Source organism: Mucilaginibacter sp. UYCu711, from assembly GCF_050433825.1.
Taxonomy (GTDB): Bacteria; Bacteroidota; Bacteroidia; order Sphingobacteriales; family Sphingobacteriaceae; genus Mucilaginibacter.
Genome location: NZ_JBNPWM010000018.1, coordinates 1 through 24,635 on the forward strand (window position 1 = coordinate 1; position 24,635 = coordinate 24,635).

Genomic DNA, 24,635 nt, shown 5'->3' on the forward strand with positions numbered 1-24,635 from the left:
AAAAACGGCAACCGCATGCAAAATATACAGCGTTAATCTGCGCCAAAAAGATCCTTTTATATTTAAAAACGGCAACCGCATGCAAAATATACAGCGTTAATCTGCGCCAAAAAGATCCTTTTATATTTAAAAACGGCAACCGCATGCAAAATATACAGCATTAATTTATTATTTATAGGTAATGGGGCGAAAAAAGTTTCGCGGATGTATAGGGAGCTAATAAGGGAAAAACAAAAGCCCCCAATACACTTGCTGTTTGGGGGCTTTAACCTAAACCTTATCACAATAGAACAAAAGAATTTGTTCTAAGATAAAAACAAATATAAACGAAATTTAAGGATATAGAAAGCGGTAATTAAATAACTGCAAAGAAGCTATTTTTTAGCTTCCGTTTCGACTGCGGATTCTCGACGCCCGTTGTTATGCGAACCGGGAAACCAGGACAAACAAACGTCTACAAAAGTTCGTGGCCGGGCATTCTGCAGCTGATCAACCAGGTGCAAAAACATCTACAAAAGAAATAAAGGGTTGGCCGGATCAGCACGGGCCCGGGAGAAATAAAATATAAAAGCATCTACTTTTTGTAGATGCTGAATAACGTAAGCGGGCCGTTAAGAGGGCTTTTATAAAAAATGCGTTAGTAGCCTGGATGAAAATTATGGAATAATTTGTCCGCTCCTCTGCGGACGGCAGCGAAGCGGACTCTGTAAGGGTACGACCAAAGGGAACGCCCTTGGTAATATTAACTCGCCTTAAACAGTATAGCCGAGGATATCTTTTTTGTTTTAAAATAGGTTATTTCTTCTCCCGGGTTCATTATGGCCTTGTCTCCTAAAACTAAATGCTTTGCGGCCTTATAAATTACAGACTTATCTTCAAAATTCTGTGTTAAATCCCAAACCCATTTAAAAAACGCCTCCTTTTCGTGTTCGATGGTGACATTCGGATTGGCATGTTCAGGAAAGACCCTTCGAAAATGAGTTAATAGATCGAAAGAAAGCCTATTGTCGAACCGTGAGATAATGTCCTCTAACCTTTGGGCGTTAGACCTTAATTCAGGAGAAAAATCCAACATTAAAGTATAATTAAATCTGCTACCCTTACCCTTGACCCAATTGTAAGAGAAATTAAGGGTTGGGTCGACCGCCGCAATTTTTTGTAAAGCTTTTGTAATTCCAATTTTATTGTTTCGGTCAAGGCTGTTTTCAAAGCCGCTTAATGATAACAGTTTATCAAATTCGATAGGCTCATTCTTAAACCCAGGTACGCTATGTTGCATGTGCCTTCTAAGAATAAGGTATAAATAAAGAGATTCATAACTTCTTAAAGATGTAAACGCCGAAAGATTAACTGACAGAAACCAGCTGCTCAGGTTATCAATAAAACGCTGATTGGGCGCAAAACCATAAAGTTTTTTAGTGGTTTTAGCAACCCTGGTGCTTTTCACGACAATGGTGTCTAAAAACTTAAAACCTGTCTCTTCAACGTATTTTACTCCATCCGGAGATTGTCCGCTAAAGCGCCAAGAAAATTCAATTTTATTCAATTTATATAGAGCGTTTTCAAATTTGGTTTCCCAAATATGCTCTTTATTTTTACGGAGTTTATCGTATTCGACCCTGTTCATTGACCTGGATTGATAGGGATTGATTACAATACCAACCAAATTAGGTCTCTTATAATTCATGACCTTACAAAAATCATGAATATCAATCGTACCAAAAGAAAACAAGTTGCCCTGATACTTATGGCAAATGTAAATAAGAAGATCGCGGCAAAGTGTTTCATCCTCTTCGAATTGGGTAAACGTAAGGCTTTTCGCGGCCATGTTCTTGTCAATATTGACAAACTTGGACTGTTCAATTTTGGACATTTTATCGTTGTTAAGTGAGGGTTTGTCCGGATCAATAATATCATTAACTGGAGTTTGTGGTTTCATTTTGTAAAGTTTAACTGAGTTAACAATTCGGCCATTAGTTGACCCGGATTTGAATTTGAAAGTTCGGCAATTTTTATAAATTCATCAATAGTTAAATTTTCGGGAGTGGTGATCCTGCGGTAAAGGGTAGGAAAATTTTTAAACACCGTCAATGTATGGGCGGTGGATAATCCAAGCTTATCAAAAAATAAGCTTAATGGATAATTTTTATAAATCAGCTTTGGTCTTGTTTTAAGCCTAACCGGTGGCGATGGGAGGGGAGGCGTTTCGCCGGGCTTAACATAAGACAAAAGTTTAATAATAACGTTTTGTGATGGCTCACCCGATATTTTGCAAATACTATAAAATTCCGATAAAGAAATCTTTAGGGGAGCACGAAGCCTGGCATAGAGCTTCGTATTGGATTTAAAGACGGCCAATTCCTGCGCGATGGTAAATCCAATATCATCAAAAAACAACCTTAGCGGGGCATCCTTATAGGGACTGGCTTTTAAATAGGTCTTAGGTGTCGTATTTGATTTATTCATTTTCCTGTTAAAATTAGATACCCGCAGGTTTACACCTGCGGGATAAATTTATTTAATCGGAATTGGGTTAACCTTCAAACTCTTTAAATTCAAAAACAGTCCGTGAAAATTAATTTGTCCATCCCTGAATAAATTCCAAAGCAGATTTGCCCCTAAATTAGCTAATGTTGAATTAATAAAAAGGTCTTGTTTTTCCAAAGCTTCGACTAAAGAGCATGAAGGCCCTTGGTCTTCTTCATTGACAAGTGTTAAATCAAACATTTCTGTAATAGATGGTAAGATAGCCGTTCCATCGGTTGGCTGTTTGATTTCTCCAACCGTGCCTAAAACGACCTGCCCTGTTTTATGTAGATTGCCATAGTCTAACCAATAATAGGGCAGAATTGTAGCATTACCCTTTTTGCTTGACTGAATAACCCTTTCAATTTCCAGCCGTCCTTTTGCAGTATCTACACATGAAATTATAATGTTTCCAATTTGTTCAACTCGATTATCAAACTTTTGAGGGACAGCCTCCCAACCAATGCTAAAAAAACGATTTACACGCTGTATACTTATGACAGCCTTATTAAGGCCAATATCCGATTGTGTATATAATTGACGGGCAATATTTGCATCCGTTACAATATCATCATCAAAGGCGGTTACGTGTAAACCCGGATGATTTAACGCCTGTAGTGATAGGTGCATTTTGGCAAGCGCAGATAAGACTTGACTTCCCGTACCACCTACGCCAATCAAACTAACATGTATAGGGTGCATTGGGCTTTTAAAATAGTCGGCTATGTAGTGGGTTTTCATTATAGAATGTGTTTTAGAGTTAGTTTGCTGTCGATTAATATATCCAAATCAAAAGGGTTGTTTGGGTGTAAAACCTGTGATTTCCAAAACAGGTTTATATTAGTACTGGTTGTCTCGTCACCTAAATGGCTAAATTTGCTTTTCCAAAAAAGTTCTTCCCAAAGATTTATGAGGGTTGCCCATGCTTTAATTGTTGGGTGCTTAACCCTTGCGCTCCCCAAACAAACCGACCCGGTCTTTGAACAATTATGAAAAGGGGGAAGAAAAAGCGGTGTTAATTCGTTAGGCCGGCTATCCTCTTTAATTGCAAATACAGATAGTGAACCGTTTTCAACCTTAAAAATTAAAGCGGGGACATTCGCAGAACCGTTCGGTATATTCAAGGTATCAACAAAAAACATTTCCATCATTTGTGCGGGTCTGTACCAAACCATATCAGGCAGGGTATTGGTTCTCATTTTAAAGTGTAAGAGACTTTCGGGAACTATACCTGTAATTTTTTCATTTTCGGTTTTTTGCTGAAAAAAATAATCGCCTAATTCTTTGACTGCATCCTCTGTTAAGGGTGCGCCCGAAAGCATATTTCCATCACCATCTATTTTGTGATGTTCAATATAAAATTCGTTATTGGAATAGCTTGCTGCTTCCTTTTTATATACTACCATAGCACCAACTGGTGTGTAGCAATGATTTATTTCTTCAATTAAGTTCATTATCAAAATATTGAGTTATCGTATCACAAAGAGTAGACAGGGAAAAGTTTAATTTATCGGGAAAAGTATCTTCAATAACTGTTTCCCTGATTTTAGATATCACTTCATTACGGGCTAAACCAACGTGCCCTTTAAGAATAAAGAATGTGTGGGGTTGTGAACAACCCCACTCGTTTGTAATACATTGATTTTCCATTTCAATTTCGGCTTCTACTGCATCGAAATCATAAATCCATGTATATAAATATTCGAGCTTCAAGGGTGAAGAATCTTCGTATGTCTCAAATTCGGGGTAAAAATTATAATGAGTGATTTGTTTGGGATTAATACAAAGAGCCAAACAGGATAATAATGATTGTTTGAAAGGATACTCCGGGAGACTTTCAATTAGCTTAAAAAGTTCTGTAATTTCAAGTAGTGGGGATAGTTTAATTAGTTTGTGCAACTCGCTTACATATCCGGTCTCGTAACTTTCTAAAATTGCGGTTAATTCTTCTTTTTCACCATCCTCAAAATCTTCCTCGCGCTCCAACCTCTCTGATATGTAATCCAACACACTGCTGCTTTCGTGGGCGGGGGTGATGCTTAGACATTGTGTTATATAGCGAACAGCATCCAGCGCAGCTCTGTACCATTCAACATTTTCCTTTTCAAGTTTGGTTAAAAACGCTAAACGTGGGGCGCACATATCATATTCAACCTTACAAGCACGATAAAATACGATAGTATAGGTATCGTCTTCTTCGTAGCCGTTTTTTTCGATAGTGAAATCGCAGCCGATTTCTTTAGAAACTTCCGTCAGCGTTTTATTTAACAGTTCGGCAAGCTTAGTTATTGGCACATTCGGAACTTTGCCAATAAAGGGCAAGCACTCGTTTAATAACCCTTTAAAAAGACCCTTACCCCCCTTTGATGAGGAAATACCAAGCTTGCTCTTAACTCGTAATGAGTTAAGAGGCTTAAACTTTACGGCAAGAAATCGATTTGAGAATGTGGCAGTATTTGTCTTTTTTGGAAGGCTCGGGAAGCATCCAGTTTTGAACTGTTGCGGTTCGCCTCCCTTTCCGAAATACGGCCTATGGCGTGATGTAACCTTGCCGTTTTTTCTTGTAGTTGCTGTTTGCATTTCTTTTTTTGATTAGCCATAATTAACCTTTGGTGCCTACTGTGCTGCTAAACGTGTAACTAATACCACCGTCAGCAGAAATTTTAGGGGGCATGATAGTAGCTGTTGTAAGGGTGGGGTATGCCGTTGTATAAAAGTTTAAAACTTCTTCAACACTAAAATCGGGGTTAGGGTCTGCAAGGTCGATTGGTTCCGTTTCCCCATGAGCAACATAAATAAATGAACGTGTATTTTCTACTAAAACAGCCATGATTAAAATAAATTTGTTTGTGAAACTTTAGTTTTTAACTCGCTAATCCTATCGGTAAGTTTGTCTTTATTTTCAGCAAAGGGCAAAGCAGAAGTGAGTAAGGAAATAGCTTGATTTATATTTTCATCGGTTTCGTTTTTAAGCAATTCGTCGGCCTTTTTTACGAAATCATCATGTTTTTTCTTGCGCTCTTCCTTTTCCTTTTTTACCTGCGCGTTTTCGTTTTCAAGTCTTGCTGTTGCCTTTTCAAATTCAGCAATATTTGAAATAATGCCATTTGCCCTTATAACAGGTTCGGTTATTCTCTTAAAAAATTCCTCGTCAAGTTCCTGGGCTTTTCCTGTTAGGACAACAGGTTTAAGTACTTTTACATTTGGGTCTTTGATGGCGGGTTGCATAACAACCATTACGGTAATTGTTTCCTTATCGATAGAAGAAAAGGCTACTGTTAAATTACCTTCGTCAAGAAGTGGTAACATTTGGCTAAAAAAGTCCATAATTGTTTTTATTATAAGTGAATGAATTTTTGTTTAGTCTCTTAATTGCAGGTAATTATTAATTACGCCCTTATTAAAAAGTTCCAAAATAAAATCGGCAAGCTTTTCTTTTGATAAGCTATTGATAGCTTTTTCAGGGATTTCATTATTATAAATTGCTTTTAAAACCTCGCCTGTTTTTTTGCTTTTTAATGTCGATTTATTCAATAAAGCCATATTTTTTTGTTTTTCTTATGATATAAATATACGGTTATACTAACGTTTATACAAGTCTTGTTTTTAAATAAGCGGTTTTATTTCCCCCCTCTTTTAAATTATTGAAACAGTATAGACGTGGGCTATGGAGATGGGTAGGAGAGCGGTGCGATTGACGGTTAACTTTCGGAAGTCCGGGCTATTTAATATTTCATTGGGAGAGCTGGCCTTGTGTGCCGGCCCGTTTCGGTACAACCTGGTTAACTTTTTAACTATTATTGATATAAAGGTGGGTGAGTATTGTTTTGCGCTACGTTACCCTCGATGGGTAAAAGTAGCGCGGCACTCAAACGGCGCTTTACAGCAACCCTTCGTCGGCGAAAGAATAATAGCCCTCATTGGTAATTATTAAATGGTCAACAACTTCAACACCCAATAAAGTACCGCATTCGGTTAACCTTTTAGTTAAGTTTATATCGGCCTGGCTTGGCTGGAGCTTACCCGAAGGATGGTTATGGGCTAAAATAATTACTGGGGCTGCGGCTTTAAGTGCGGCTGTGAAAATTACGCGGGGATCTGCAATGGCATTTGTCATACTGCCAGATGAAGCGTTAAAAATTCCTAAAACTCTATTGGCTCTGTTAAGTAGGAGAATTTTAAATTCTTCAATAAATTCGATACTACCTAAATCCCAATGGGCTAAAAATATATCATTAGCTGTTGATGAACTGTTGATTATCGGTCGTTCCGAAACTTTAAAATTGGTGGAGTAGCTAAGGTTAACTTCCGGTACCTGGTAATAGGTTTTCGTTGTGATTGACATAATTTTTAAGGTTTTAATTATGGCAGCTCTATCACCAGTAGAATGGAATAAGGGCAAGGTGGAGATTAAAAAAGCTCGGAACGTGGAATAAATAGAAGTGAGGAACGAATGACGGTTTATGCCGCGAAAGTCCAGGCATTTTTTTATACGACCTTGGCGCTGTTTTGCCACGAGAGCGTTAGGCACCCATTTCCAGGCTACCTGGTTAACTTTGGTGCTATGATTAGAATATATATATTATATGAGTGAGTATAGGAATAGCGTCTACAAAAAGTGTTTCCGGAGAACGAAGATCTGCGGCGCCATGTTGCAGGGCAGTTTGTGTCTATTGATGCTAACACGTTTACTTTAGAGCGCACAGTAAATCTTGTGTATAGCAATGTTAGTTATACTAAAGTCGATCAGGTGTTTGTTCACTAATATATTTTTGGCGATGGGGTGCTTAATTTTGACATATCAACGAAAGGCTTTATCTTGCGTTTGAAAACCTAAATCAATGCGGACGAAAATTTCTCTTAAGACTATATTATTTATAATACCGGTTTCTCTCATTTGCATTTTAATAGTTTATGTTAACATTTTTGATAACACATTTAAGTTGGCAATTCCGGTAAAAGGAGCATCCCAAAGCAATTGGTCTTCTGTAAGCTATTGGTATTGCCCTACCGACACTTCCAAAGTACATAAGGGCATTGATATTTTCAGTCCGCAAAAAACACCAGTACTAAGTCCGGTTGCCGGATTAGTGATATCCCAGGGAGTGAGCAACAATGGGGGTAGGTTTATATATCTTTTTGGTGGGGGGTGCAGAATTTATTATTTCGCCCACTTAAACACCATCGAAGTGAGCCGTTTTTCTTTCTTGTGGAAAAAGGATGAAATGGGCACGGTTGGAAATTCAGGAAACGCGCTGTCAAAACCTTATCACCTTCATTTCTCTATCTTCTCGTTGATTCCGATTTTTAAAAATTATGACCATCCAGCGGCGCAAGGCTGGAAAAAGATGTTTTATTTGAATCCTAACGACTATCTCGTTAAGGCAAAGTAATTGTGGGATGAAAATAAAGAAAGCGACCATACTGTACATCATGGTAAATGTTGCATGTTTATTGTGCTCTATTTACGCCGGAAGTCGAGCCTTCACTCTTGGTTATGTAATAAGCATCTTATATTTACTCACTTGCTCTGAAATAAACGGTTTTACCTGTAAACGGAAAGCTGCGTTTTCTGTAGTAGTATTTGCTGTTTCCGCTTTTCTTACCATCTGTCTAAAAAAGGATTCGTCTATGGGACGAATCCTTATCTACAAGGTTTCGTGGAATATGTTTTGCTCCAATCCATACCTGGGAATCGGCTCAGGAAGCTTTCAAACACGTTACGGCCTTTATCAAGCAGCGTACTTTCATGCGGGCAAATACTCCGTAAAGGAATTTTTGTTGGCCGATAATACCTACTACGCATTTAACGACTATTGGCAGTTAATCATAGAACATGGATTGTTTCTTGGTGTTGCGGGTATTGTATGTTTTTTTTACGCGATATTTAAGCTTCACGCTTCAACTTCTAAGAAAGGCTGTCCTGAATTGACTCCTGTTAAATTATGCATCTCGCAAGTTGTCGCAATAGCGACAGCCGCACTTTTTACGCACGTAATGGAACGGATGGTTATTCAGGTGGTTTTAACGCTGGTAATCTCCTACATTATCGCATTTAGCCTCACAAAAAAGTTAAGACATCAACTGCTAATTACGACATTAATTTTCGTAGCCTTTTTAGTGATGAGAAATCTAACTTATCTCACCAAACTTTCTGACTACAGAAGGCTTGATCAGGCTAGAGAACTTGCAAAGTTTGGCTTTATTAATGACGCTCGCAAAATCTGTCACGGCGTGTACCCTTCCTTAAAACACGATTTAGAATTTCTGCTGTTTTACTGCGATTTGAGCGAGCCTGACGAAGACCAAAATCGAACTGTTACCTTATTAAGGTACACGTTAACCAAGTGGACGAGCAATACCTTATATATGAAACTGGGTGACAAATACTTACTTCTCAACCATTTACAAGAGGCAGAATGTTCATACCTACGAGCCGTGGACCTTGTACCAAATCGCTTTACGACCAGGTATCGACTGTTCGAGTTTTACTTGAACACCGCTCAAATCACGAAAGCAAAGGCAGTGGCTAAAGTAATCCTCACAATGCCGGAAAAGGTCCCTTCTTCACACGTAGAATTCATCAAAAATAATGTTAAAAGAAAATTAATTCTTTTAGGATAATAATTTTTTCCATACATTTACGATAACTACATAAACCAATCGCATGAAAAGAAACACCTTCCTCGAGGCAACATTTTGTTGCGCACTTTTGCTTTTAGTCATTGGTATTTCTTGTAAAAAATCGCTGCATGGCTCTACCGATGCAATAATTTTGCCGCCCGACATCAGTTGGGCGCAAGAATACTATAATAACGCCCTTCAACCTGAGCAAGGAAATACAGCCGTTTCCCTTTCCTCTAAAAAGACCCTATCTGACCCCCTTTCGAAGAAAGCCAACATGAAAACATTGTTTTGGCAAAAGGCTGTTTCAGGCAAAGAAGGCGATTACGATTTTGTCGAAATCCCTTTGAAGTATACACAAAAAGTCACTACAACCCTCACAATAACAGTCAACGGCGTTAAGACTTCAGAAGACCCTTCTGGGGATGTAATAAAAGGGACAGTTGATAGGCTTGTGATTTACAAGAACAAGGCTGGAAATATCTATCAAAAGATCATAAGTTATGTCCCCGATGCTAAGTATCTACAAAAGCACAATGGCGACATTACTCAGAATAAAATAAATAAATTGGACAGTGACTTCGACGGTTACGTGTTTCATAAAAAGTGGGACGGTACAATCTTGTTCGTTCTGAAAATAAGCGGGGGCCAGGTTGTCAAGCGGTACAACTACATAAAAACCGACCGTCCTAAAGCGGCGGTTCAAGTTAATTCGGTAGTCTGCGAAACGGTAGAAATTTACGAATGGTTTGTGGATTGTTTTTACGAAGGGGATAGTCCGTATCCATATAAATGTGGTGAACCTTACAGGGAATATGTTGGCACGGGCGAGTATTGTTACGATGACGGGAGTGACATTGATTGCAGTGACCCAGTAAACTTAGGCAATCCCAGGTGTGCCCCTGGACAGGGTGAACAAGACCCTACGCCAAAATTGAGTAAAATAATGAAATATCCCACTGGGCTAACTGCTGCGCAGAAAGCGCAGATTGAAGCGTTGTTGACCACATTGAATAACAGATGCATTGGCGCTGCGATTTATAACTACATGGATGCACATAGCCAAACCTTCTACTGGGATGTAAATTCAAGTTTGACTCAGAATGCAGCTTATTCTCCGCCTACTGACTCTATAAAGATTAAAAACCCGAGCACACCCGATATTTCTGGCGTACAAGAGGAGATGTTTCATGCCTATCAAAACAAGACATATCCTGGGGGGACGACTCAATATTTAGGAACACACGCTGGTTCTGCAAACATTGAGTTTGAAGCAAAGGTCATGAGGGACTTACAAGGATTAATTACTAATGACGGAAGTTCATTAGCTTTAAATAGCACGGAATATTTTACGTGGCTTTCCGACATCTCAAGTTCTTTTACAAAATATCCTGCTAGTTTTACAGCAGACCAGTTGACAAGGTACTTCTCGTTCGTAACCGATTTTATAAACGCAGGTACGGGATATGGTAACAGGGTGGCGAATTCACTAGAGCCATCGGCGATGTTTTCGTTAATTAACAGTTCAGGTTGTGCACATTAATAATTATTGATATGAAATTAAAATTAATTTTTGGAGGTGTTTTAGTGGTTGTTTCAGGCGCTGCCTGCGGACAAAACAAAATAAAAGAAGGAACGTTGAAGGTTAACTCCTCAACATACAAGGTGGAAAGTATGAATAAATCGATGGTAGTTGTAAACGACGTCAATGCTCAACCGAGATATACTAAGTTCAAATCAGCAGATGGAGTTCATTATAAAGACCCTAACGAGATTTTCAATTCTTTTTCAAAGATATTTAGCGCCTCAAGGCTTAGGGAACTTCTGCCGGAGCGATTTATGACCGTAGTGCTCTATTATGATCATACAGGGAAAGTTACATCGGTCAAGTATTATCTTCAAAAGGACACAAAAATAAGCACAACCGAACTCGATTCTCTAAATCGGCAATTGAAGTTAAGCGTAACTTTCGAATTGCCAGCCAAGACAATAGATGATAACTTGATGCCTTATACTAATAATATTTTTTTCCAGCGACTACTTCAGAGTTCATCTGTAAATTAGGTTAAAATAATTTATAATCTCTTTTCAAACACCCTTATAGGGGTGTTTGAGTACATAAACTAAAACAGGCTTATAGTATATGGACAGTAATGGATTGTTTCGGGCGCTGCCTGCGCGCAAAAACGAAATGATAAATGAACTCTAAAAGTCAATTCTTCCCAATGGGCTAAAAATATATCATTAGCAGTTGATGAACTGTTGATTATCGGTCGTTCCGAAACTTTAAAATTGGTGGAGTAGCTAAGGTTAACTTCCGGTACCTGGTAATAGGTTTTCGTTGTGATTGACATAATTTTTAAGGTTTTAATTATGGCAGCTCTATCTCCACCTTGGCGCTGTTTTGCCACGTGCTCGTTAGCCACCCATTTCCAGGCTACCTGGTTAACTTTGGTGCTATGATTAGAATATATATATATTATATGTGTATGTATGGGAAAAGCGTCTACAAAAAGCCTTTCCGGAGACCGAAGATCTGCGGCGCCGGCTTGGTTAATAATCTACAAAAATTCATGGCCAACCTTGCTGCAGCGGGGTTACCAGGTAAAAAATCATCTACAAATGTTTTTAGTAAGAGCAAAAAAAGCCCCTTAAGGGCTTTAATTTTATGGGTGTACTTCTTCCTGAGTATCCGCTAAGATGAAGTCCGCGGCCTTTTGAGCCTGTGCGGCTGCTTTTAATATCAGCGTCTTGTCATTCTTTAATGCTTTTAACCAGCTTGCGATATAGGCGGCGCTATTGGGTAGTGTTTGCTGCTTTATTCCAGTTGTCGCGCAAAGGAACGCTGCTGTTAATTCAGCGGTAAGTTCTTCTTTCGAGTAGCTTTCGTCGCCAAATTTTGTACAGTCTGTTAACTCTTTGCGGTTAAGCCGGGTGTTATGCCCTGTGCTGTGTGCCAATTCGTGAAATAGTGTGCTGTAAAAGCCTTCGTTGCTTTGGAAAGCTTCTAAGCGTGGAACAACTACGTTGTCGGTGCCTGGCTGATAATAAGCCCTGTCGCCGTGATATTCGATTGTGGGGCGTAATGGCATTCCTTCAATGACCTTTTCGCAGGCGTCGATCTTTTCAGCATCGTTGCAGAATAGGGCCTCAACTTTTGGGAACTCGATACCTTCTGTCTGCGCGATATTAAAAACTGTGTAGTCTTTAGGCACTAACTTGGTAGGGTGGCCCTCTTTAACTTCGCCGGTAACCTTATCGGTTATTTCGACGGTTTGATTTTTGAGGTCTATAGTTGCCCAATAGGTGATCTTAACACCTCTTTCGCCTCGTTTTATAGTTCCGCCTAATTCTGCGGCTTGTTTATAGGTAAGGTAAAACGGTGTTTCGTAACCTTTTCTCATGGTATGGAAGTCTAACCAAAAGAGGTTCCAGCCACGGTAATTTTTATTGGTAGTTATGTTTTTCGGGAACCCGGTTCTATTCCAGGTGCAGCGCCAAACGATAGTGTCTTCTTCGAGCGCCTGTATAACCGCGTCGGTAACTTCCTGATAGGTGTCTTTTAAGACGAAAGCCGGTTTTACAGATTTTTTAGTGGTTTTTTTGTTTAATTTTTGTGTAGTAGCCATGATTTTAAATTTTAAGTGTGAGGTGAAAAAAAATTAATTATACTGCTGCTACCGCCTGTAGAACGGAATAAGGGCAAGGTGGAGATCAAAAAATGCCGGAACGTGGAATAAATAGGAGTGAGGTACGATTGACGGTTTATGCCGCGAAAGTCCGGTCTTTTTTTATACTACCTTGGAGGTGTATGGGCACGTGAGCATTGGGCCCCGTTTCCGGGCTATCTGGCGAACTTCGTAGTATATATTGATTACTTGTATGTGTGGGGGCCAAAAAGACAAAGGGGGCCTCTGAAAGGGCAAAGCGGACTGATCCCCTCGATGGGGGGAAGGACGCCGGCAAGCTTAAAATTCAAACGGGTAAAATGCTGTCTAATTTTAGGAATTGCCTTAACTAACCCAGGCCGCACCAAAAAAATTCAATTTAAAAGCGGCCTACCTTTTCGTTGGGGAAGTGAGCGTGAGGACGAATTGGAAACAGAGGGGGAGAAAAAATAAAGATGCGCCCATTCGGGCGCAAATTTTTCACTGGCTATTACTTAGTTTAGAATATAAATATTAACAAACATTGGAACGCAAAGTCCCGATTGATACTGCTGCAAAAACTGGTTGAATGTGGGTGTGTTCGCAATTATATGTTGTTTCAATCGCTCTAATTCTACCTCATTATCGGCATTAACAGCACTATATTCTTTTTGCTCCCACTTTTCCATTTCATGGAAAAAAGGGGCTATATTATTCTTATGATAGTCTAACTGTGATTTAAGGCTAAGTATTTGACCAATCACCGAAGTTTCATGCTCGGGCTTTAATTTGAGTGTTTTCATTATAGGTATTTTTATTCCGGCTGTAAGTCTGTCGGGTCAATTTCAAAAGCTAAGTGCATTTCTCCGTATAAATAAACCGGTACATAATCGCCTCCGCTCTCCATATCAGCGGTATCAAAAAAATCACTGTCAACAGCCAGTTTTTCTTCGTGATATAAAATGATCACCGGGTATTCATCGCCCATTGTTGGATGTTCGACAAGGTCAAAAGACTGGCCTAATGAATTGGTGATGGTACAGTAAACTGTAGGCTTTAAGCCATTAATCGCTGATAGTTTAATATTGTTGTAAGTGGCATGATGTGGGAGATTAAATTTTTTCAGGTTGAAAATAGTGTCCTTGATTACTGTATCCGGGACTTGTGCAGAGCCTCACTTTATTGGATTGTTGCTTTGCTATTGTTACAGCCTTATCCCAGGGTATTACTCCCAAAAAAATCTGTTCTGTTTTGTCCCAGGCTTTGCCTGATACTGCTACAGTCATATAAACTGGTTCTATTTTTATAGCCATTATGTATAAAATATGTGTGTTTTTTGCTTTCACTTATAATATAAATATACGTATATACTAACGTTTTTGCAAGTCTTATTTATTGTTTCGCCCGTTTATCATCCCCCTTTTTCCCATTATTTCATCGGCAATTTAAATTGTCTTAACAAAGCCAGGCCGCACCAAAAAATTCAATTTAAAAGCGGCCTACCTTTTCGATGGGGGAAATAAGTTTGGGACGAATTGGAAACAGAGGGGGAGGGAAAATAAGATGCGTCCTTTCGGGCGCAAATTTTTTAGGGGGGCGTTAGTAACTCCATAAGATTAAACCGTTCTCAATACACCAATTACGGACCATTCCTAATACAATGTCCATATCTGTATTAGGTGAATATGTTTCAATCTTGTTTCCGTCTTTTACGTACTCGTATTCAACGTAAACTTTGTTATCTTCTTTAATTGTTGCCAGTGCTGCGTAGTTTCCAAATTGAAAAGTTTTCATAATGTTAAGTTGTTAAGTTACTATTAATGACCTCCACGTTTAAAATTTCAATTTCATCTGTAAAGGTATTGAGCGCGGACGCGTAAAAATCTATTGCATGTGCTTTCGCCCGATCTGCGCTTGCTGCCGTAAAATCGCCTGTACACTTTTTTTCAAAAAACATATTTTTAATAGTGATCCTGTATTCTTTTATGATGTTATCCTTTTTTTATAAATTAATAATTGCGTTATGAAGCCATTAACAGCACCCGGCCGTTGTCGGCAGGGGTTGAACTATTTTGTTTGTTCTTCCCGGCTTCCCAATTTTTCCGCTCATCTTCGGGCAACCAATTTTTAGCGGAAAAGTTATTTTAGGAATGGCTATAAATAACCCTGGCCGGATCTAAAAAAATTAAATTCCAACCGGCCATCCTTTTTAGTGGGATCTGCGCGGGGGCAAGGGTGACGTAACCACCACTGTTTTTTGACAAAAGATTGGATTTCCTTTAGGGTTAAAATTATAGACTATAGCGCAGGGTGTTTTAGCCAAGGGTATTAAATGACCCGGCCAAAAATAAAGTTCAAACAAGTCCATCATTTAACAGGCAATTAGCTCTGCTAGACCTCAATAAATGAGGGGAGAAAAAAGTATGCAGCCAAAGGGGCAAATAAGCCACCGTTATAAGGCGAACATATTCGGAGGTTGATATGTTTTTTCAAGATTTTATCTGATCAAAACTAATTTGTAAGGGTTGTCATTAAGACCGTCCTCAGCGATGTTCTAAAGACACACTATTTTTTCAAACCAAACTTACGCGGGTAATAAGCCAGCGTAATCATAAAATATTGCCGCAATACATTGGCCGTAGTGGTAGTAATTGTATTGTTATAGACAGAGTTATAGATAGACCTGTTTTGATGCAGGATATCTAAAGCTGACAATTTTATTTCAGCTTCGGCACCTTTCAAGAAACGATAACCCATATCAGCATTCCAGATGGTAAAATAAACATTATTTGCCTGCACTGATGATTTGGTGTTGTTAAAGTTTACGCGGGTGTTAAAGAATATGCTGCGCGGAAAGGCAAATGCCAGGTCGAAGTTGGTTGTCCACTTGTAATAGGTAGACCTGTTTAAGCCTAACTGTTCGGTTTTATTGCCTTCAAAATACTCGCCAAACCCGGCAGAACAGATCGATTTATAACTATAGACCAGTACTGCCGACATGTTTAGCGTTTGCGTTTTGGTTTCATGAGTTTCCCCGTTCAAATTAAGAAGATATCGATTGTAACTTGTGCCCGGGCTGGTTGTAAATGCAAACTGGTGATCCTTCAATTTAAAAGTCTTATCAATAGAGCTACTGAAATTAAGATATTTCCTGTCGCCCAGGTTAATTGTTGAACGTACATACCGTCCTAAATCATCATAAAAAGTATTATCCGAGAAGCTGTTTTTAACCATACCTCCTGACAGGGTCAAGCGTGTTTTAAAAGGGTGTTTTGTTGCCAGGTCTTCATAATTATAATTAAACGTCAGTTTTTCGTTATACGATGGCTTCAAAGACAAATTACCAACCCTTATACTATATGAATTTGTGTTATCATACAACGGTGCAAATTGATCTATTTCCGGGTAATCAACCGTGGTGCTATAATTCAAGCTATACGTTTTGCTATTATTGCCATATTGATAATGATAATAAGTAATACTGCTTGACGGGATGAAATAATAATATGAACGGCTTATATTCTGGACCGATTGCAAAGCCGAGTTACGCTGCATAAAGAACTGGTTCTCTGCAAACACCGTAAAGTAAAAAGATTTATTATAACGGTTATCAAGGGTTTTATAAAAGCTCCTGCTAAAATTCAACCCCGGCCTTTCATCAATTGTTTTTAAATGGGTTGTATTAGTTAAACCGGTGTTTATAGCATAAGTAGTACCACCTAAAGGCAAGTCGCCAACATCGCTAGTTTGTTTCTCATCGCTTATAACAAGGGCATTTCGCACATCGATATTAAAGATCTTCGGGCGGTACAGCGCGCTCCCGGTAATATCTCTAAAAGCGAGATTAAATGTGTGGGTACCGTTTTTGCTATCTGTTAAATAATGACGATTAACATAGTTGTCCCTGGTGGCGTCTGCCGCCTTAAAATCGGTAATGGCTTTGCTATCTCCGTCACTTTTGTACAGGTTAAACCTATAGCTCAGGTCCATGTTGAGCAATTTAGTTTTACGGTGCCCATTATCCCAGTATCTGGATGTCCTGTACGTTATTTCGCCGCTTACGTTATTTGATGACGACGTTGAGTTTCTTTGTTCAAGATTAGACGATGACAGTAAGCCCGTTGCAATATTGACCGAATTATTAGTTTGTGTACTCGTCGATGTATTATTGCGGTTGTTAAAACTAACAGAACTCCCTATTGAACTGTGCAGAAAGCTTTTATTGTAAGAGGCGTTGCCGCGCTGGCCAAACTCGTCGTTAGTACTGGTGCTATTGCTTAGCTGGCTCAGGTCGCCGCTATTTAACTGAATTATTTGCAGACTTTGTCTAACGGTATTGTTATTGGCGTCATTAAGGAAATACTCACCCTTTAGCATATTGGTTTTAGCATAAGGCTGGCGCGGATCGCTGTCCTTACTAAAATCATGCGATGCTGTAAAGCCAGCCCCTGTAAAAATGTTTACCCCCTGCCTTGTAAAGTCGCTATGGTAATCGCTATTTATACCCTCGCCTTTAAAGGAGTTAAAACTCATTAAGCTAGCCAAATCATAGGCAGATTTGTTAACGTTATTATGTGCCCCGACTACCGCTACCTGCGTTTTTGGCGAAAAGTAGGTGATCATACCGTCGGCAGCATAATGATCCTGCGTGCCGCCACCCAAACCAAACTTGCCGAAAAAACCGTCCTTCTTGTTCTTTTTAAGCACAATATTCATTTCGGTTTTCGGGGTAATGGGATCCGGGTCTTCCTTATTCTGGTATACCTGTACTTTTTGCACCGAGCTTTTGGGGATATTTTGAAGTGCAATTCTATTGTCGCTTGCAAAAAATTCTTTCCCATCTACCAGCAACTTACTTATTGTTTTACCGTTAACGGTTATCATACCATCATTCCATATAGTTACGCCCGGAAGTTTGCGTAGCAGGTCCTCAACCACGGCTGTAGTATCTAGCTTAAAAGCGCTGGCATTAAACTCAAGCGTATCGCCGCGCATTTGCATAGGTGCCTGTGCAGCCGAAATGACTACTTCTTTAAGTGACTGATCTATACGGTCCATGTTTATCGTTTTTAATACTATCGCTTTGGTTTTGGAAGATATGATAAACTCTGTTTTTGCCGACATATAACCAACGTGCGTTACAACTATGCGCAGGGGAACGCCCACTGGCATCAGCTTAAATTGATACTTGCCATAAACGTTTGACAGTTGATAGCTTACAAGCTCATTATCTTTAACTTTATAAATAGCTAACGTTGCGGATGGCATAACATAGTTATGCACGCTATCCCTAACCAGCCCGGTAATGGTGCCTACATTTACAGTGTCTTTTTTTAGTGCTGTTTGGGCTGATGTTCTCTGCGCCGTTTGTGCCGATACAGTACCATGTACCATGCTTGCTACCAAGATAGCAAGAAGCAACTTTAGTTTTATATTCACGGTTGAGGGTTTATGATGGGGTTTGGGTTTAGTTTTTAGGGATGTAAATTCAGTTACGTTATAGATCATCCTTTAGTTTAAGCTGCAAAATGGCGGGATTATCTTTTATGCTGCCTTTTTTAAAATACTCAGCCAATGCCGGCGGATAGTTAACCTTCTGCTCGGTATTGTCATTATAACCCTTATACAGACCTACAGCTGATACGCTGGTATATATATAGCCATTGGCACATGCCAATATGCCACTACTGTTAAATGTATAGCCTGTTGGGTCGTATATCGGCAAAAAATAGGATCGCTCATCCTGCTGTATATGTTTATAGGCTATAAGCGTACCCGATTTAAGATTATAGATCAGGTTATCTTCTTTATTATTATAGCCGTTTTCTGAAAATGTTTTAAACACGAGGTTATTACCGGTCCTAAAAAAATTGCCCAGACCATAAATTACGTCCCTGTTTTTTTGCAGCCATTCGTATTTTTTGTCGGCGTAAAGTGCATTTGTCATAAAATCATTCGGTAATGACGAAAACATAGGCAAATGAAACTTGTAGGTAAATTGTATGGCATTAGGCGTTATGGTGTAAATGCTGTAGTCCCACATTTTCGAATAGAAATAAGCCGTGTCTACCCCAAAACTGGTTAGCGGGCCCAAACCGGTCCAGGCGTATTCTACCTTTCCTGTTGATTTTTTAAATGGCAACCCTTGAGCATATACCTTATGGTTATCCATAGCATATACGATCAGCGATTTAGAAAATGTTTTATAATACTTATCGGTGCTATCTAAAGTATTTTGATAATTCTGTCCAACAATTTTATCGGGTGCAATAAAGTAAAACGAATATTGGGTTACTTCGTCTTTGGCTGTTTCTCCGCCTAGTTTTGTGGTTTTAATAATCTTACCATCGTAATCGCAATAAGCTAGATTTTTGTAATTATCGCGGGTATAAATTATCTGTTTGGTCCATTTATTAACACTGAAATCATATATGGGTGATCCTTCTGAACTTTTAATTTTGGTATGAAATTTACCCGTCTTAGTAAAAAAAAGAATGCAATGTGTATTTTGGTCCAGTATGATATAGTAATCGTCGGTGATTTCCAGCTTGGATATACTGCCAAAAAGGCTTTCTTTCGTGGTTTCTAAAGGGATATAATTTACCTCGCTAAAAAAATCAGAAGCAACACCGCCCACCGCATTTGACGGATCGACCCGTAAGGTCATCACATGGCTAGAATCGACTTTAATAATTTTTTGGGCTAAAACAGCGGTGCCTGAAACAATAAGCAGGCAAAATGATATAATTAGGTTTTTAACTATAATTGGTAGGCGCATAGGTGATTGGTATATAGGTGGTTTGCTGTTTCAATATAAACAAATAATTTTAAATCGAAACAATCCTAGGAGGATAATTTTAATATTAACATTGTTTTGACTTAGTCTCGATCAAGACGAACCTAATTAACCGACCCATAAGTCTCTTAAAAAATCCTGATAGAATAGTATTTGTATGACTACGCCGAACATATAAACTGGTATCAGGTAGAGACGATAACTTGGCCAATATTTGAATATGCAAAGGGAGAGAAAGAAAATAAAGTAAGATAAAATCAAATTGGGATAGATGTAAAGCCCTGTGCAATATATTCCAGCTAAAATAACCAAAAGAATAAAACTCTGCTCTGATTTTACCGGTTTGTAGCTTTTGTAAAGCCACAATAAAAATGTAATATAAAATGGAGTACAGAAAATGTGCCGGTTTATGCTCCAAATATTGGAAGAAGAGTTTATTTTAAAAGTGAAACATGTATCTAAGATGGTAATTCCTGCCAAACAAATTATTGAGAATAAAACCATAATATCCATTTCAAAAACAATATTTGAGCTTTTAAAAGTTTTTTTAATAAAAACAAAAACATATTTAAAGCAAAAATAAATGGCGAGTATACCAATTATGAACGCTGTACCATCAATGCCCATTGTACGTGCTGGATAAGTGGAAGTTAATGGGAAACCAGGTAAAAGCCACTCACGTCCCCAAATTTTTTGAACCTTTAAAAAATATAGCCATTTATGGGTTTGATGGTATTGGATATACGCAGAAATAAACAATCCTGTCAAGCAAGCAAGAATGTTATAAAATGCAGTTTTACCTAGTTCCCTGCTCAATAGTAGTTTAGAGGAAAAAAATGCACAGATAATTATTGCCGGAATAAATATTAAAGCAACCGAGCGTACCAGCGATGCCAGAAAGAAACCAGTAATCATCATAATCCTGGAGTTTGTTTTGTAGCCACGAAGAATCAAAGTCGCAAACAGAAAGAACATTGATTCTGTATAAGGTAACGCGAAAAAGATAAATGAAGCAGTTGAAAAAATAAAAAGAAGAAAAATATAAGAAATAACTTCATCCTTTAATAAATAGGCTAATGACAGTATAAAAATGGAATAATTAACAATGCTAATACCTACTCCATTTAAGAATGTCCATTTCCAGAAATAGGGAAACAAGGGAAAAAAAGCAAGATTACATATCGCATTCATTCTAAATTCATACCCATTCAATCGAATTGAATTAAACCACTCAGCGTCCCATTTCAAAACATTCCGCTCATCTGGAAATGAAGTTATTATACCTAATCGGTATAAAATTAAATAAAATGTAACGGCTAAAACTAAATGTCCGCAAGCCGCTAACAAAATCTTTTTTGATCGCATAATCATTCTGTTAATATGAAGTATTAAATAGTTGATAGCCATTACCAAAACTTTCGAAGTCATAGTCAATTGTTGCTGCCTTGTTTGCTGTCTTAACCCATGGTTTTATAGAATAATAAAATTTAATTGGCTGTTCTAAGAAATATCGGTTTGAGCCATAGGTGATTACTTGTGTCTTATTACGTTTTAGAAAATCAATTACTGGTTTGTTAGGCAGAAAATGGGCTGATGTTTCCATCACCCCATTGCCCATATTAAAATAGACAGGTTTAACTATTCTATGTTCATTGATAAAGATGTCGAACAGGTTTTTATTAATGGATAGAGTTGTTAATGTCATAATTATATAAAAGATATATATGCCTTTAGGGTGCTGATTAAATTTTAGCGCGATATATACGCTGCTTATAATTAAGATGGATAAATAATATCTAAACGAACAGTTTGTTGTATACAAACTAAATAGCCCAAAATATGAAATAATAACCCAAGCAAAAATTGCCTTTGCTGGATTAAGGATGTCCTGGATAAGGAATTTAATTAAAAATAAAAGATATGTGCAGCCACAAATTATGTACAGAACACTTTGAACAAAATTAGTATCGTAAGAGAAAAAATGTAATAGTACTTTATTATTAGTAACAAGTTGAAAGAAGGCGACACCATGGAAATAAGCAAAGCAATTAATAAAAATGATAGACAATAAAGTGAAAATGAAAGGAGATATTGTAATCTGGAAATTATTTACTTTAATTTCTGTTAAACGATACAATAGATATAACTCAAAAATAATTAAAAAGAAAATTATCAGGATTACATAACCAAGTACTGGAACCAGTTTGTTTATTTCAGCTTGCATTCCATAAAAAAGGAGTAGTAAGTTCAAGGCGTTTATCGAACACAGTATAATAAGATTTTTATATTCAAGCGACTTGTTGTGTAAACTCCAAAACAATAGTCCTAATAACCCAGCTATTGAAACACATGAAAAGATTACGTGGTTATATGTACCCAAAATATTGACGATAAGAAAAAGAGCATATCCGAGACGCTGAATGAAGGAATTTTTGTTTGTTTGAATGATACGAACAGCAAATAGCAACAAGGAGATAAAAAAAAGGGTAAAGGAGTTAACCTCCCAAGCTATTCTGGGTGTAATAAGAAGAAAAACAGATTGCGCAATGATTGAAAACAAAATCAAAGTTACCCTTAGGTATTGCGCCGGTTTAAAAATAAAAAATAAAATGAGTAGCCCGATAAAATTAAAAACGGGTCCAATTATTCTTAATTGAAATACACCTTTCCCAAACCATGAGAACGCTATCGAAGAAAAATAAGGTTGAAGAATGCCGGTGTAATGGTTCATCCCTGAAAGTTGATGAATGTGATTTTTCTTAAAATCTATCGCTTTTAAACCCGCCCATGCTTCATCACCATGTAATCCTGGCATAATTGCTAATTTGTAAAGCCACCAGAAAATAAAATAAACCAGATACAGGCTGATTAGAAAAATAACCGGTGGGTTCGGTTTTGTTAAATTAACCCATTTCATACTGAGGTATTACTGTTGTCTGTAGTCTATTTCGTAAAGTTCCAGCGAGTTATCATTATCTCGAAAATTAACGGCATGTTTTAAGCGCTGTATCCATTCGGGGACGCCCGATGTTAAAGGTTTTAAGCTTATTCGCGACAATAAATTTATATTATGCTTTATAGATTTTTTTTGTATAACTAAAAGGGTGGTATTAAACCTTTTGGGTTGGATAATTGATATCTCTGATGCCAATTCTTTTTGCGTGACATTCTTATCTAAGTAAAATCGTTGATTAGGCGTTATTGGCTTGTATGGATTTACCTCATTGATATAATAAAGTAAAATATTTTTACTGTTATATTTTTGGTGAATGAATTGAGTTATATTCATTCTGCCTTCCTCATCTGCCGGAGAGAAAACATTTATTAATAGCCCAATGGTATTTACAACCATAAATACAACAGCGAGGCAATTTAGGATGTAACTGTTAATTAGATTGCGATTATATAATAGCTGTATGCTGGAAATTATTAGAAGTGGTAACAGGTTTCCGATAGGAAACAAAAATCTCACTTCTTTATGTGGAGTAACAAAATGTATGAAAAGAAAAGGCACAAGGATCCATACTAAAATATTTTTGAAGTTAAAAAGCAATTGGATGATTATTGAACTAATAAGAACAAATGCTATTGGAAAAGAGCATGTCGTAATAAGTATTTGTATATAATAATACCAGGGATAAGCTCCAAAACTTGATGCGATATCGTTGACAACGTTTGCTGTGAAATAATTTACAAAAGTAAACGTGTAAACCCCGTAATACCAATAATCAATAACGGCTCCGATATTCACAATTAATAATGCGCCCATAAGAATCTTTGCCAAATTGTAAACATCGAGCTTAAATACGATCATAAGCCATAAGAGGAGGCCAATTGACATAAAAGCAGTTTGGAATCGAAATAAAAAACTTAGACCCAATAGGATACCCAGAAGGTAATAAGTGTTTTTGGTTACCGGTTTATATAACAGACAAAGGCCAAGCAAAAATGATAATGCCGAAAAATTTTCAGATGAAAACCGAATGCTTATAAAAGGGATAAAACAAAGGAAGTAGGAGAGAAACTGGTAATATTTTTTAAACTTCGCGTCAACTAAATGTAATGTAACATTGATGAACAAAGTTATTACCGCTATACTCAGTAAGCTTACAATCAACCGCGAAATTATTGTTATGGTGTAATGATCTGTGATTTGTAACAAACGAAGGCCATTTATAAGTAGATAGAAAATTAAGGGCTGAATAGCGGGTCTGATTTTGGCACCATATTCCCATGCCAGATCAGAGGGTTGATTGTTGCCATTCTTTAATTCAGCAAATTCTACAATTTGATAATGTTCATCGGGTTGGTAAAAGCCTTTATTATATATGGCAGAAAGGCCGAATATAATAAAAGCTATAATAACGACTATATTTCGCTTGAACATATCAAGAATATTTTTAAAATTTAAATTTTGCATTGTGATTTGATGTATTTACAAAACTTAAGGCTTTTGTCAGATATTCTTTTAATTGCCCGATATTTTCTTTAGCCGGCATAAAGATTTTTATTGCTCTGCCCTCCGGTGTCAAAACGAATAGAAAAGGAAAATTCCTGTTTTCCATATGTAACCCAACACTTCCATCTGGAATATTATATAATGTTACCGGACATGGTGTTTCTCTCGCCCTTATTAAAAAATCGCGGGCTGAAGCGGAAGTTGTAATAGCTATTGCATCTTTTATTGAATTTTGCTGAGCCGCTTCTTTAATTTGCTTCAATACTGCATTAACGCATTGATCACAGTCAACAAAGGAATACCTCATAACCAGTTTATATTTCTTAGCCGTAATATCGCTAAGCGTAAAAGTCTTATTTGTAGTGTCAATAAATGGAGTTTTGGGGTTCAATTGTTTATAGTCATCTTCAACTATTAAAGGAACATAACTGTCCCACAACACAACCTTAGCTTCCTTCAGTGCATTGGCATAAACATTTTCATTTATCGGTGGCGCAACTTTGGATTTATCTTTCTTCATGAATAATAAAACTACTATCGAAGCCACTATGGTTAAGGCGCAAAGGGCCATTATTGATTTGAA

At 37.7% G+C, this 24,635-nt stretch carries 25 protein-coding genes; 4 read left to right on the plus strand and 21 right to left on the minus strand.

The features are described from left to right. Positions 1 to 742 precede the first annotated feature (742 nt). The 9 genes from ABIB50_RS26015 to ABIB50_RS26055 all read right to left on the minus strand — a co-directional run bounded on the left by ABIB50_RS26015 (position 743) and on the right by ABIB50_RS26055 (position 6,871). Positions 743 to 1,939: a hypothetical protein gene (locus ABIB50_RS26015; protein WP_429384860.1), complete on the minus strand. Its 1,197-nt coding sequence runs from the start codon at positions 1,937 to 1,939 to the stop codon at positions 743 to 745. Further along, on the minus strand, positions 1,936 to 2,466 hold the full coding sequence (locus tag ABIB50_RS26020; RefSeq protein ID WP_429384863.1) for a hypothetical protein: 531 nt from the start codon (positions 2,464 to 2,466) through the stop codon (positions 1,936 to 1,938). The genes ABIB50_RS26015 and ABIB50_RS26020 overlap by 4 nt, the downstream gene beginning before the upstream one ends. A gap of 48 nt (positions 2,467 to 2,514) precedes the next feature. After that, positions 2,515 to 3,267: a PRTRC system ThiF family protein gene (locus ABIB50_RS26025; RefSeq protein WP_429384866.1), complete on the minus strand. Its 753-nt coding sequence runs from the start codon at positions 3,265 to 3,267 to the stop codon at positions 2,515 to 2,517. Continuing rightward, on the minus strand, positions 3,267 to 3,980 hold the full coding sequence (locus ABIB50_RS26030; RefSeq protein ID WP_429384869.1) for a hypothetical protein: 714 nt from the start codon (positions 3,978 to 3,980) through the stop codon (positions 3,267 to 3,269). Before ABIB50_RS26030 ends, ABIB50_RS26025 begins: the two co-directional genes overlap by 1 nt. Continuing rightward, positions 3,967 to 5,106, minus strand: coding sequence for a hypothetical protein (locus ABIB50_RS26035; protein ID WP_429384872.1), 1,140 nt, complete (start codon positions 5,104 to 5,106; stop codon positions 3,967 to 3,969). The genes ABIB50_RS26030 and ABIB50_RS26035 overlap by 14 nt, the downstream gene beginning before the upstream one ends. A gap of 22 nt (positions 5,107 to 5,128) precedes the next feature. Further along, positions 5,129 to 5,356, minus strand: coding sequence for a PRTRC system protein C (locus ABIB50_RS26040; RefSeq protein WP_429384874.1), 228 nt, complete (start codon positions 5,354 to 5,356; stop codon positions 5,129 to 5,131). Between the two features lie 2 nt (positions 5,357 to 5,358). After that, positions 5,359 to 5,853 carry a PRTRC system protein E gene (locus ABIB50_RS26045; protein ID WP_429384877.1) on the minus strand — a complete coding sequence of 165 codons (495 nt, stop codon included), beginning with the start codon at positions 5,851 to 5,853 and terminating at the stop codon, positions 5,359 to 5,361. Positions 5,854 to 5,886: 33 nt separating this feature from the next. Further along, positions 5,887 to 6,069 (minus strand): hypothetical protein, encoded by a 183-nt coding sequence (locus ABIB50_RS26050; protein ID WP_429384880.1) that lies wholly within the window; start codon positions 6,067 to 6,069, stop codon positions 5,887 to 5,889. A 337-nt stretch (positions 6,070 to 6,406) separates the two neighbouring features. Then, entirely contained in the window at positions 6,407 to 6,871 is a 465-nt protein-coding gene (locus tag ABIB50_RS26055) for a JAB domain-containing protein (protein ID WP_429384882.1), read from the minus strand. Positions 6,872 to 7,469: 598 nt separating this feature from the next. Between ABIB50_RS26055 and ABIB50_RS26060 the strand changes: the two genes are divergently transcribed. From ABIB50_RS26060 to ABIB50_RS26075, 4 genes are read left to right on the plus strand one after another with little or no spacing between them, the layout of a single operon-like run. Next, positions 7,470 to 7,919 carry a peptidoglycan DD-metalloendopeptidase family protein gene (locus ABIB50_RS26060; RefSeq protein ID WP_429384884.1) on the plus strand — a complete coding sequence of 150 codons (450 nt, stop codon included), beginning with the start codon at positions 7,470 to 7,472 and terminating at the stop codon, positions 7,917 to 7,919. Between the two features lie 40 nt (positions 7,920 to 7,959). Next, positions 7,960 to 9,150, plus strand: coding sequence for an O-antigen ligase family protein (locus tag ABIB50_RS26065; protein WP_429384975.1), 1,191 nt, complete (start codon positions 7,960 to 7,962; stop codon positions 9,148 to 9,150). Positions 9,151 to 9,193: 43 nt separating this feature from the next. Beyond that, positions 9,194 to 10,693 carry a hypothetical protein gene (locus tag ABIB50_RS26070; RefSeq protein WP_429384886.1) on the plus strand — a complete coding sequence of 500 codons (1,500 nt, stop codon included), beginning with the start codon at positions 9,194 to 9,196 and terminating at the stop codon, positions 10,691 to 10,693. Positions 10,694 to 10,704: 11 nt separating this feature from the next. Next, the gene (locus ABIB50_RS26075) at positions 10,705 to 11,214 is read left to right on the plus strand and encodes a hypothetical protein (protein ID WP_429384888.1); all 510 of its coding nucleotides are present in this window, start codon (positions 10,705 to 10,707) and stop codon (positions 11,212 to 11,214) included. A gap of 59 nt (positions 11,215 to 11,273) precedes the next feature. On the opposite strand, the gene ABIB50_RS26080 is transcribed toward ABIB50_RS26075, so the two are convergent. The 12 genes from ABIB50_RS26080 to ABIB50_RS26135 all read right to left on the minus strand — a co-directional run bounded on the left by ABIB50_RS26080 (position 11,274) and on the right by ABIB50_RS26135 (position 24,572). Further along, complete coding sequence (locus ABIB50_RS26080; protein ID WP_429384890.1) at positions 11,274 to 11,504, minus strand: hypothetical protein; 231 nt, start codon at positions 11,502 to 11,504, stop codon at positions 11,274 to 11,276. Between the two features lie 312 nt (positions 11,505 to 11,816). Then, positions 11,817 to 12,779, minus strand: a complete 963-nt coding sequence (locus tag ABIB50_RS26085) for an ArdC family protein (RefSeq protein WP_429384892.1) — start codon at positions 12,777 to 12,779, stop codon at positions 11,817 to 11,819. Between the two features lie 533 nt (positions 12,780 to 13,312). Beyond that, positions 13,313 to 13,600, minus strand: a complete 288-nt coding sequence (locus tag ABIB50_RS26090; RefSeq protein WP_429384894.1) for a hypothetical protein — start codon at positions 13,598 to 13,600, stop codon at positions 13,313 to 13,315. A gap of 11 nt (positions 13,601 to 13,611) precedes the next feature. Then, positions 13,612 to 13,785 (minus strand): hypothetical protein, encoded by a 174-nt coding sequence (locus ABIB50_RS26095; protein ID WP_429384895.1) that lies wholly within the window; start codon positions 13,783 to 13,785, stop codon positions 13,612 to 13,614. A 124-nt stretch (positions 13,786 to 13,909) separates the two neighbouring features. Then, on the minus strand, positions 13,910 to 14,143 hold the full coding sequence (locus tag ABIB50_RS26100) for a hypothetical protein (protein WP_429384897.1): 234 nt from the start codon (positions 14,141 to 14,143) through the stop codon (positions 13,910 to 13,912). Between the two features lie 253 nt (positions 14,144 to 14,396). After that, entirely contained in the window at positions 14,397 to 14,591 is a 195-nt protein-coding gene (locus tag ABIB50_RS26105) for a hypothetical protein (protein ID WP_429384899.1), read from the minus strand. A 771-nt stretch (positions 14,592 to 15,362) separates the two neighbouring features. Further along, the gene (locus ABIB50_RS26110) at positions 15,363 to 18,236 is read right to left on the minus strand and encodes an outer membrane beta-barrel protein (RefSeq protein ID WP_429384901.1); all 2,874 of its coding nucleotides are present in this window, start codon (positions 18,234 to 18,236) and stop codon (positions 15,363 to 15,365) included. 58 nt (positions 18,237 to 18,294) lie between these two features. Beyond that, the gene (locus ABIB50_RS26115) at positions 18,295 to 19,575 is read right to left on the minus strand and encodes a 6-bladed beta-propeller (protein ID WP_429384903.1); all 1,281 of its coding nucleotides are present in this window, start codon (positions 19,573 to 19,575) and stop codon (positions 18,295 to 18,297) included. A gap of 126 nt (positions 19,576 to 19,701) precedes the next feature. Then, positions 19,702 to 20,958, minus strand: a complete 1,257-nt coding sequence (locus ABIB50_RS26120; RefSeq protein WP_429384906.1) for a hypothetical protein — start codon at positions 20,956 to 20,958, stop codon at positions 19,702 to 19,704. 10 nt (positions 20,959 to 20,968) lie between these two features. Beyond that, a complete protein-coding gene (locus ABIB50_RS26125) occupies positions 20,969 to 22,510 on the minus strand; it encodes a hypothetical protein (RefSeq protein WP_429384907.1) in 1,542 nt (513 codons plus the stop codon). A gap of 9 nt (positions 22,511 to 22,519) precedes the next feature. Further along, positions 22,520 to 24,013: a hypothetical protein gene (locus ABIB50_RS26130; RefSeq protein ID WP_429384908.1), complete on the minus strand. Its 1,494-nt coding sequence runs from the start codon at positions 24,011 to 24,013 to the stop codon at positions 22,520 to 22,522. Beyond that, on the minus strand, positions 23,994 to 24,572 hold the full coding sequence (locus ABIB50_RS26135) for a hypothetical protein (protein ID WP_429384910.1): 579 nt from the start codon (positions 24,570 to 24,572) through the stop codon (positions 23,994 to 23,996). The genes ABIB50_RS26130 and ABIB50_RS26135 overlap by 20 nt, the downstream gene beginning before the upstream one ends. Positions 24,573 to 24,635 lie beyond the last annotated feature (63 nt).

Excerpts from the sequence above, each read along its gene's own strand:
- ABIB50_RS26075 (WP_429384888.1), top strand. The coding sequence starts at position 10,705 with ATGAAATTAAAATTAATTTTTGGAGGTGTTTTAGTGGTTGTTTCAGGC.
- ABIB50_RS26015 (WP_429384860.1), bottom strand. The coding sequence starts at position 1,939 with ATGAAACCACAAACTCCAGTTAATGATATTATTGATCCGGACAAACCC.
- ABIB50_RS26080 (WP_429384890.1), bottom strand. The coding sequence starts at position 11,504 with ATGTCAATCACAACGAAAACCTATTACCAGGTACCGGAAGTTAACCTT.
- ABIB50_RS26020 (WP_429384863.1), bottom strand. The coding sequence starts at position 2,466 with ATGAATAAATCAAATACGACACCTAAGACCTATTTAAAAGCCAGTCCC.
- ABIB50_RS26125 (WP_429384907.1), bottom strand. The coding sequence starts at position 22,510 with ATGAAATGGGTTAATTTAACAAAACCGAACCCACCGGTTATTTTTCTA.
- ABIB50_RS26120 (WP_429384906.1), bottom strand. The coding sequence starts at position 20,958 with ATGCGATCAAAAAAGATTTTGTTAGCGGCTTGCGGACATTTAGTTTTA.
- ABIB50_RS26025 (WP_429384866.1), bottom strand. The coding sequence starts at position 3,267 with ATGAAAACCCACTACATAGCCGACTATTTTAAAAGCCCAATGCACCCT.
- ABIB50_RS26070 (WP_429384886.1), top strand. The coding sequence starts at position 9,194 with ATGAAAAGAAACACCTTCCTCGAGGCAACATTTTGTTGCGCACTTTTG.
- ABIB50_RS26090 (WP_429384894.1), bottom strand. The coding sequence starts at position 13,600 with ATGAAAACACTCAAATTAAAGCCCGAGCATGAAACTTCGGTGATTGGT.
- ABIB50_RS26105 (WP_429384899.1), bottom strand. The coding sequence starts at position 14,591 with ATGAAAACTTTTCAATTTGGAAACTACGCAGCACTGGCAACAATTAAA.
- ABIB50_RS26035 (WP_429384872.1), bottom strand. The coding sequence starts at position 5,106 with ATGCAAACAGCAACTACAAGAAAAAACGGCAAGGTTACATCACGCCAT.
- ABIB50_RS26030 (WP_429384869.1), bottom strand. The coding sequence starts at position 3,980 with ATGAACTTAATTGAAGAAATAAATCATTGCTACACACCAGTTGGTGCT.
- ABIB50_RS26065 (WP_429384975.1), top strand. The coding sequence starts at position 7,960 with ATGGTAAATGTTGCATGTTTATTGTGCTCTATTTACGCCGGAAGTCGA.
- ABIB50_RS26115 (WP_429384903.1), bottom strand. The coding sequence starts at position 19,575 with ATGCGCCTACCAATTATAGTTAAAAACCTAATTATATCATTTTGCCTG.
- ABIB50_RS26055 (WP_429384882.1), bottom strand. The coding sequence starts at position 6,871 with ATGTCAATCACAACGAAAACCTATTACCAGGTACCGGAAGTTAACCTT.
- ABIB50_RS26095 (WP_429384895.1), bottom strand. The coding sequence starts at position 13,785 with ATGGGCGATGAATACCCGGTGATCATTTTATATCACGAAGAAAAACTG.
- ABIB50_RS26085 (WP_429384892.1), bottom strand. The coding sequence starts at position 12,779 with ATGGCTACTACACAAAAATTAAACAAAAAAACCACTAAAAAATCTGTA.
- ABIB50_RS26130 (WP_429384908.1), bottom strand. The coding sequence starts at position 24,013 with ATGCAAAATTTAAATTTTAAAAATATTCTTGATATGTTCAAGCGAAAT.
- ABIB50_RS26050 (WP_429384880.1), bottom strand. The coding sequence starts at position 6,069 with ATGGCTTTATTGAATAAATCGACATTAAAAAGCAAAAAAACAGGCGAG.
- ABIB50_RS26045 (WP_429384877.1), bottom strand. The coding sequence starts at position 5,853 with ATGGACTTTTTTAGCCAAATGTTACCACTTCTTGACGAAGGTAATTTA.
- ABIB50_RS26135 (WP_429384910.1), bottom strand. The coding sequence starts at position 24,572 with ATGAAGAAAGATAAATCCAAAGTTGCGCCACCGATAAATGAAAATGTT.
- ABIB50_RS26040 (WP_429384874.1), bottom strand. The coding sequence starts at position 5,356 with ATGGCTGTTTTAGTAGAAAATACACGTTCATTTATTTATGTTGCTCAT.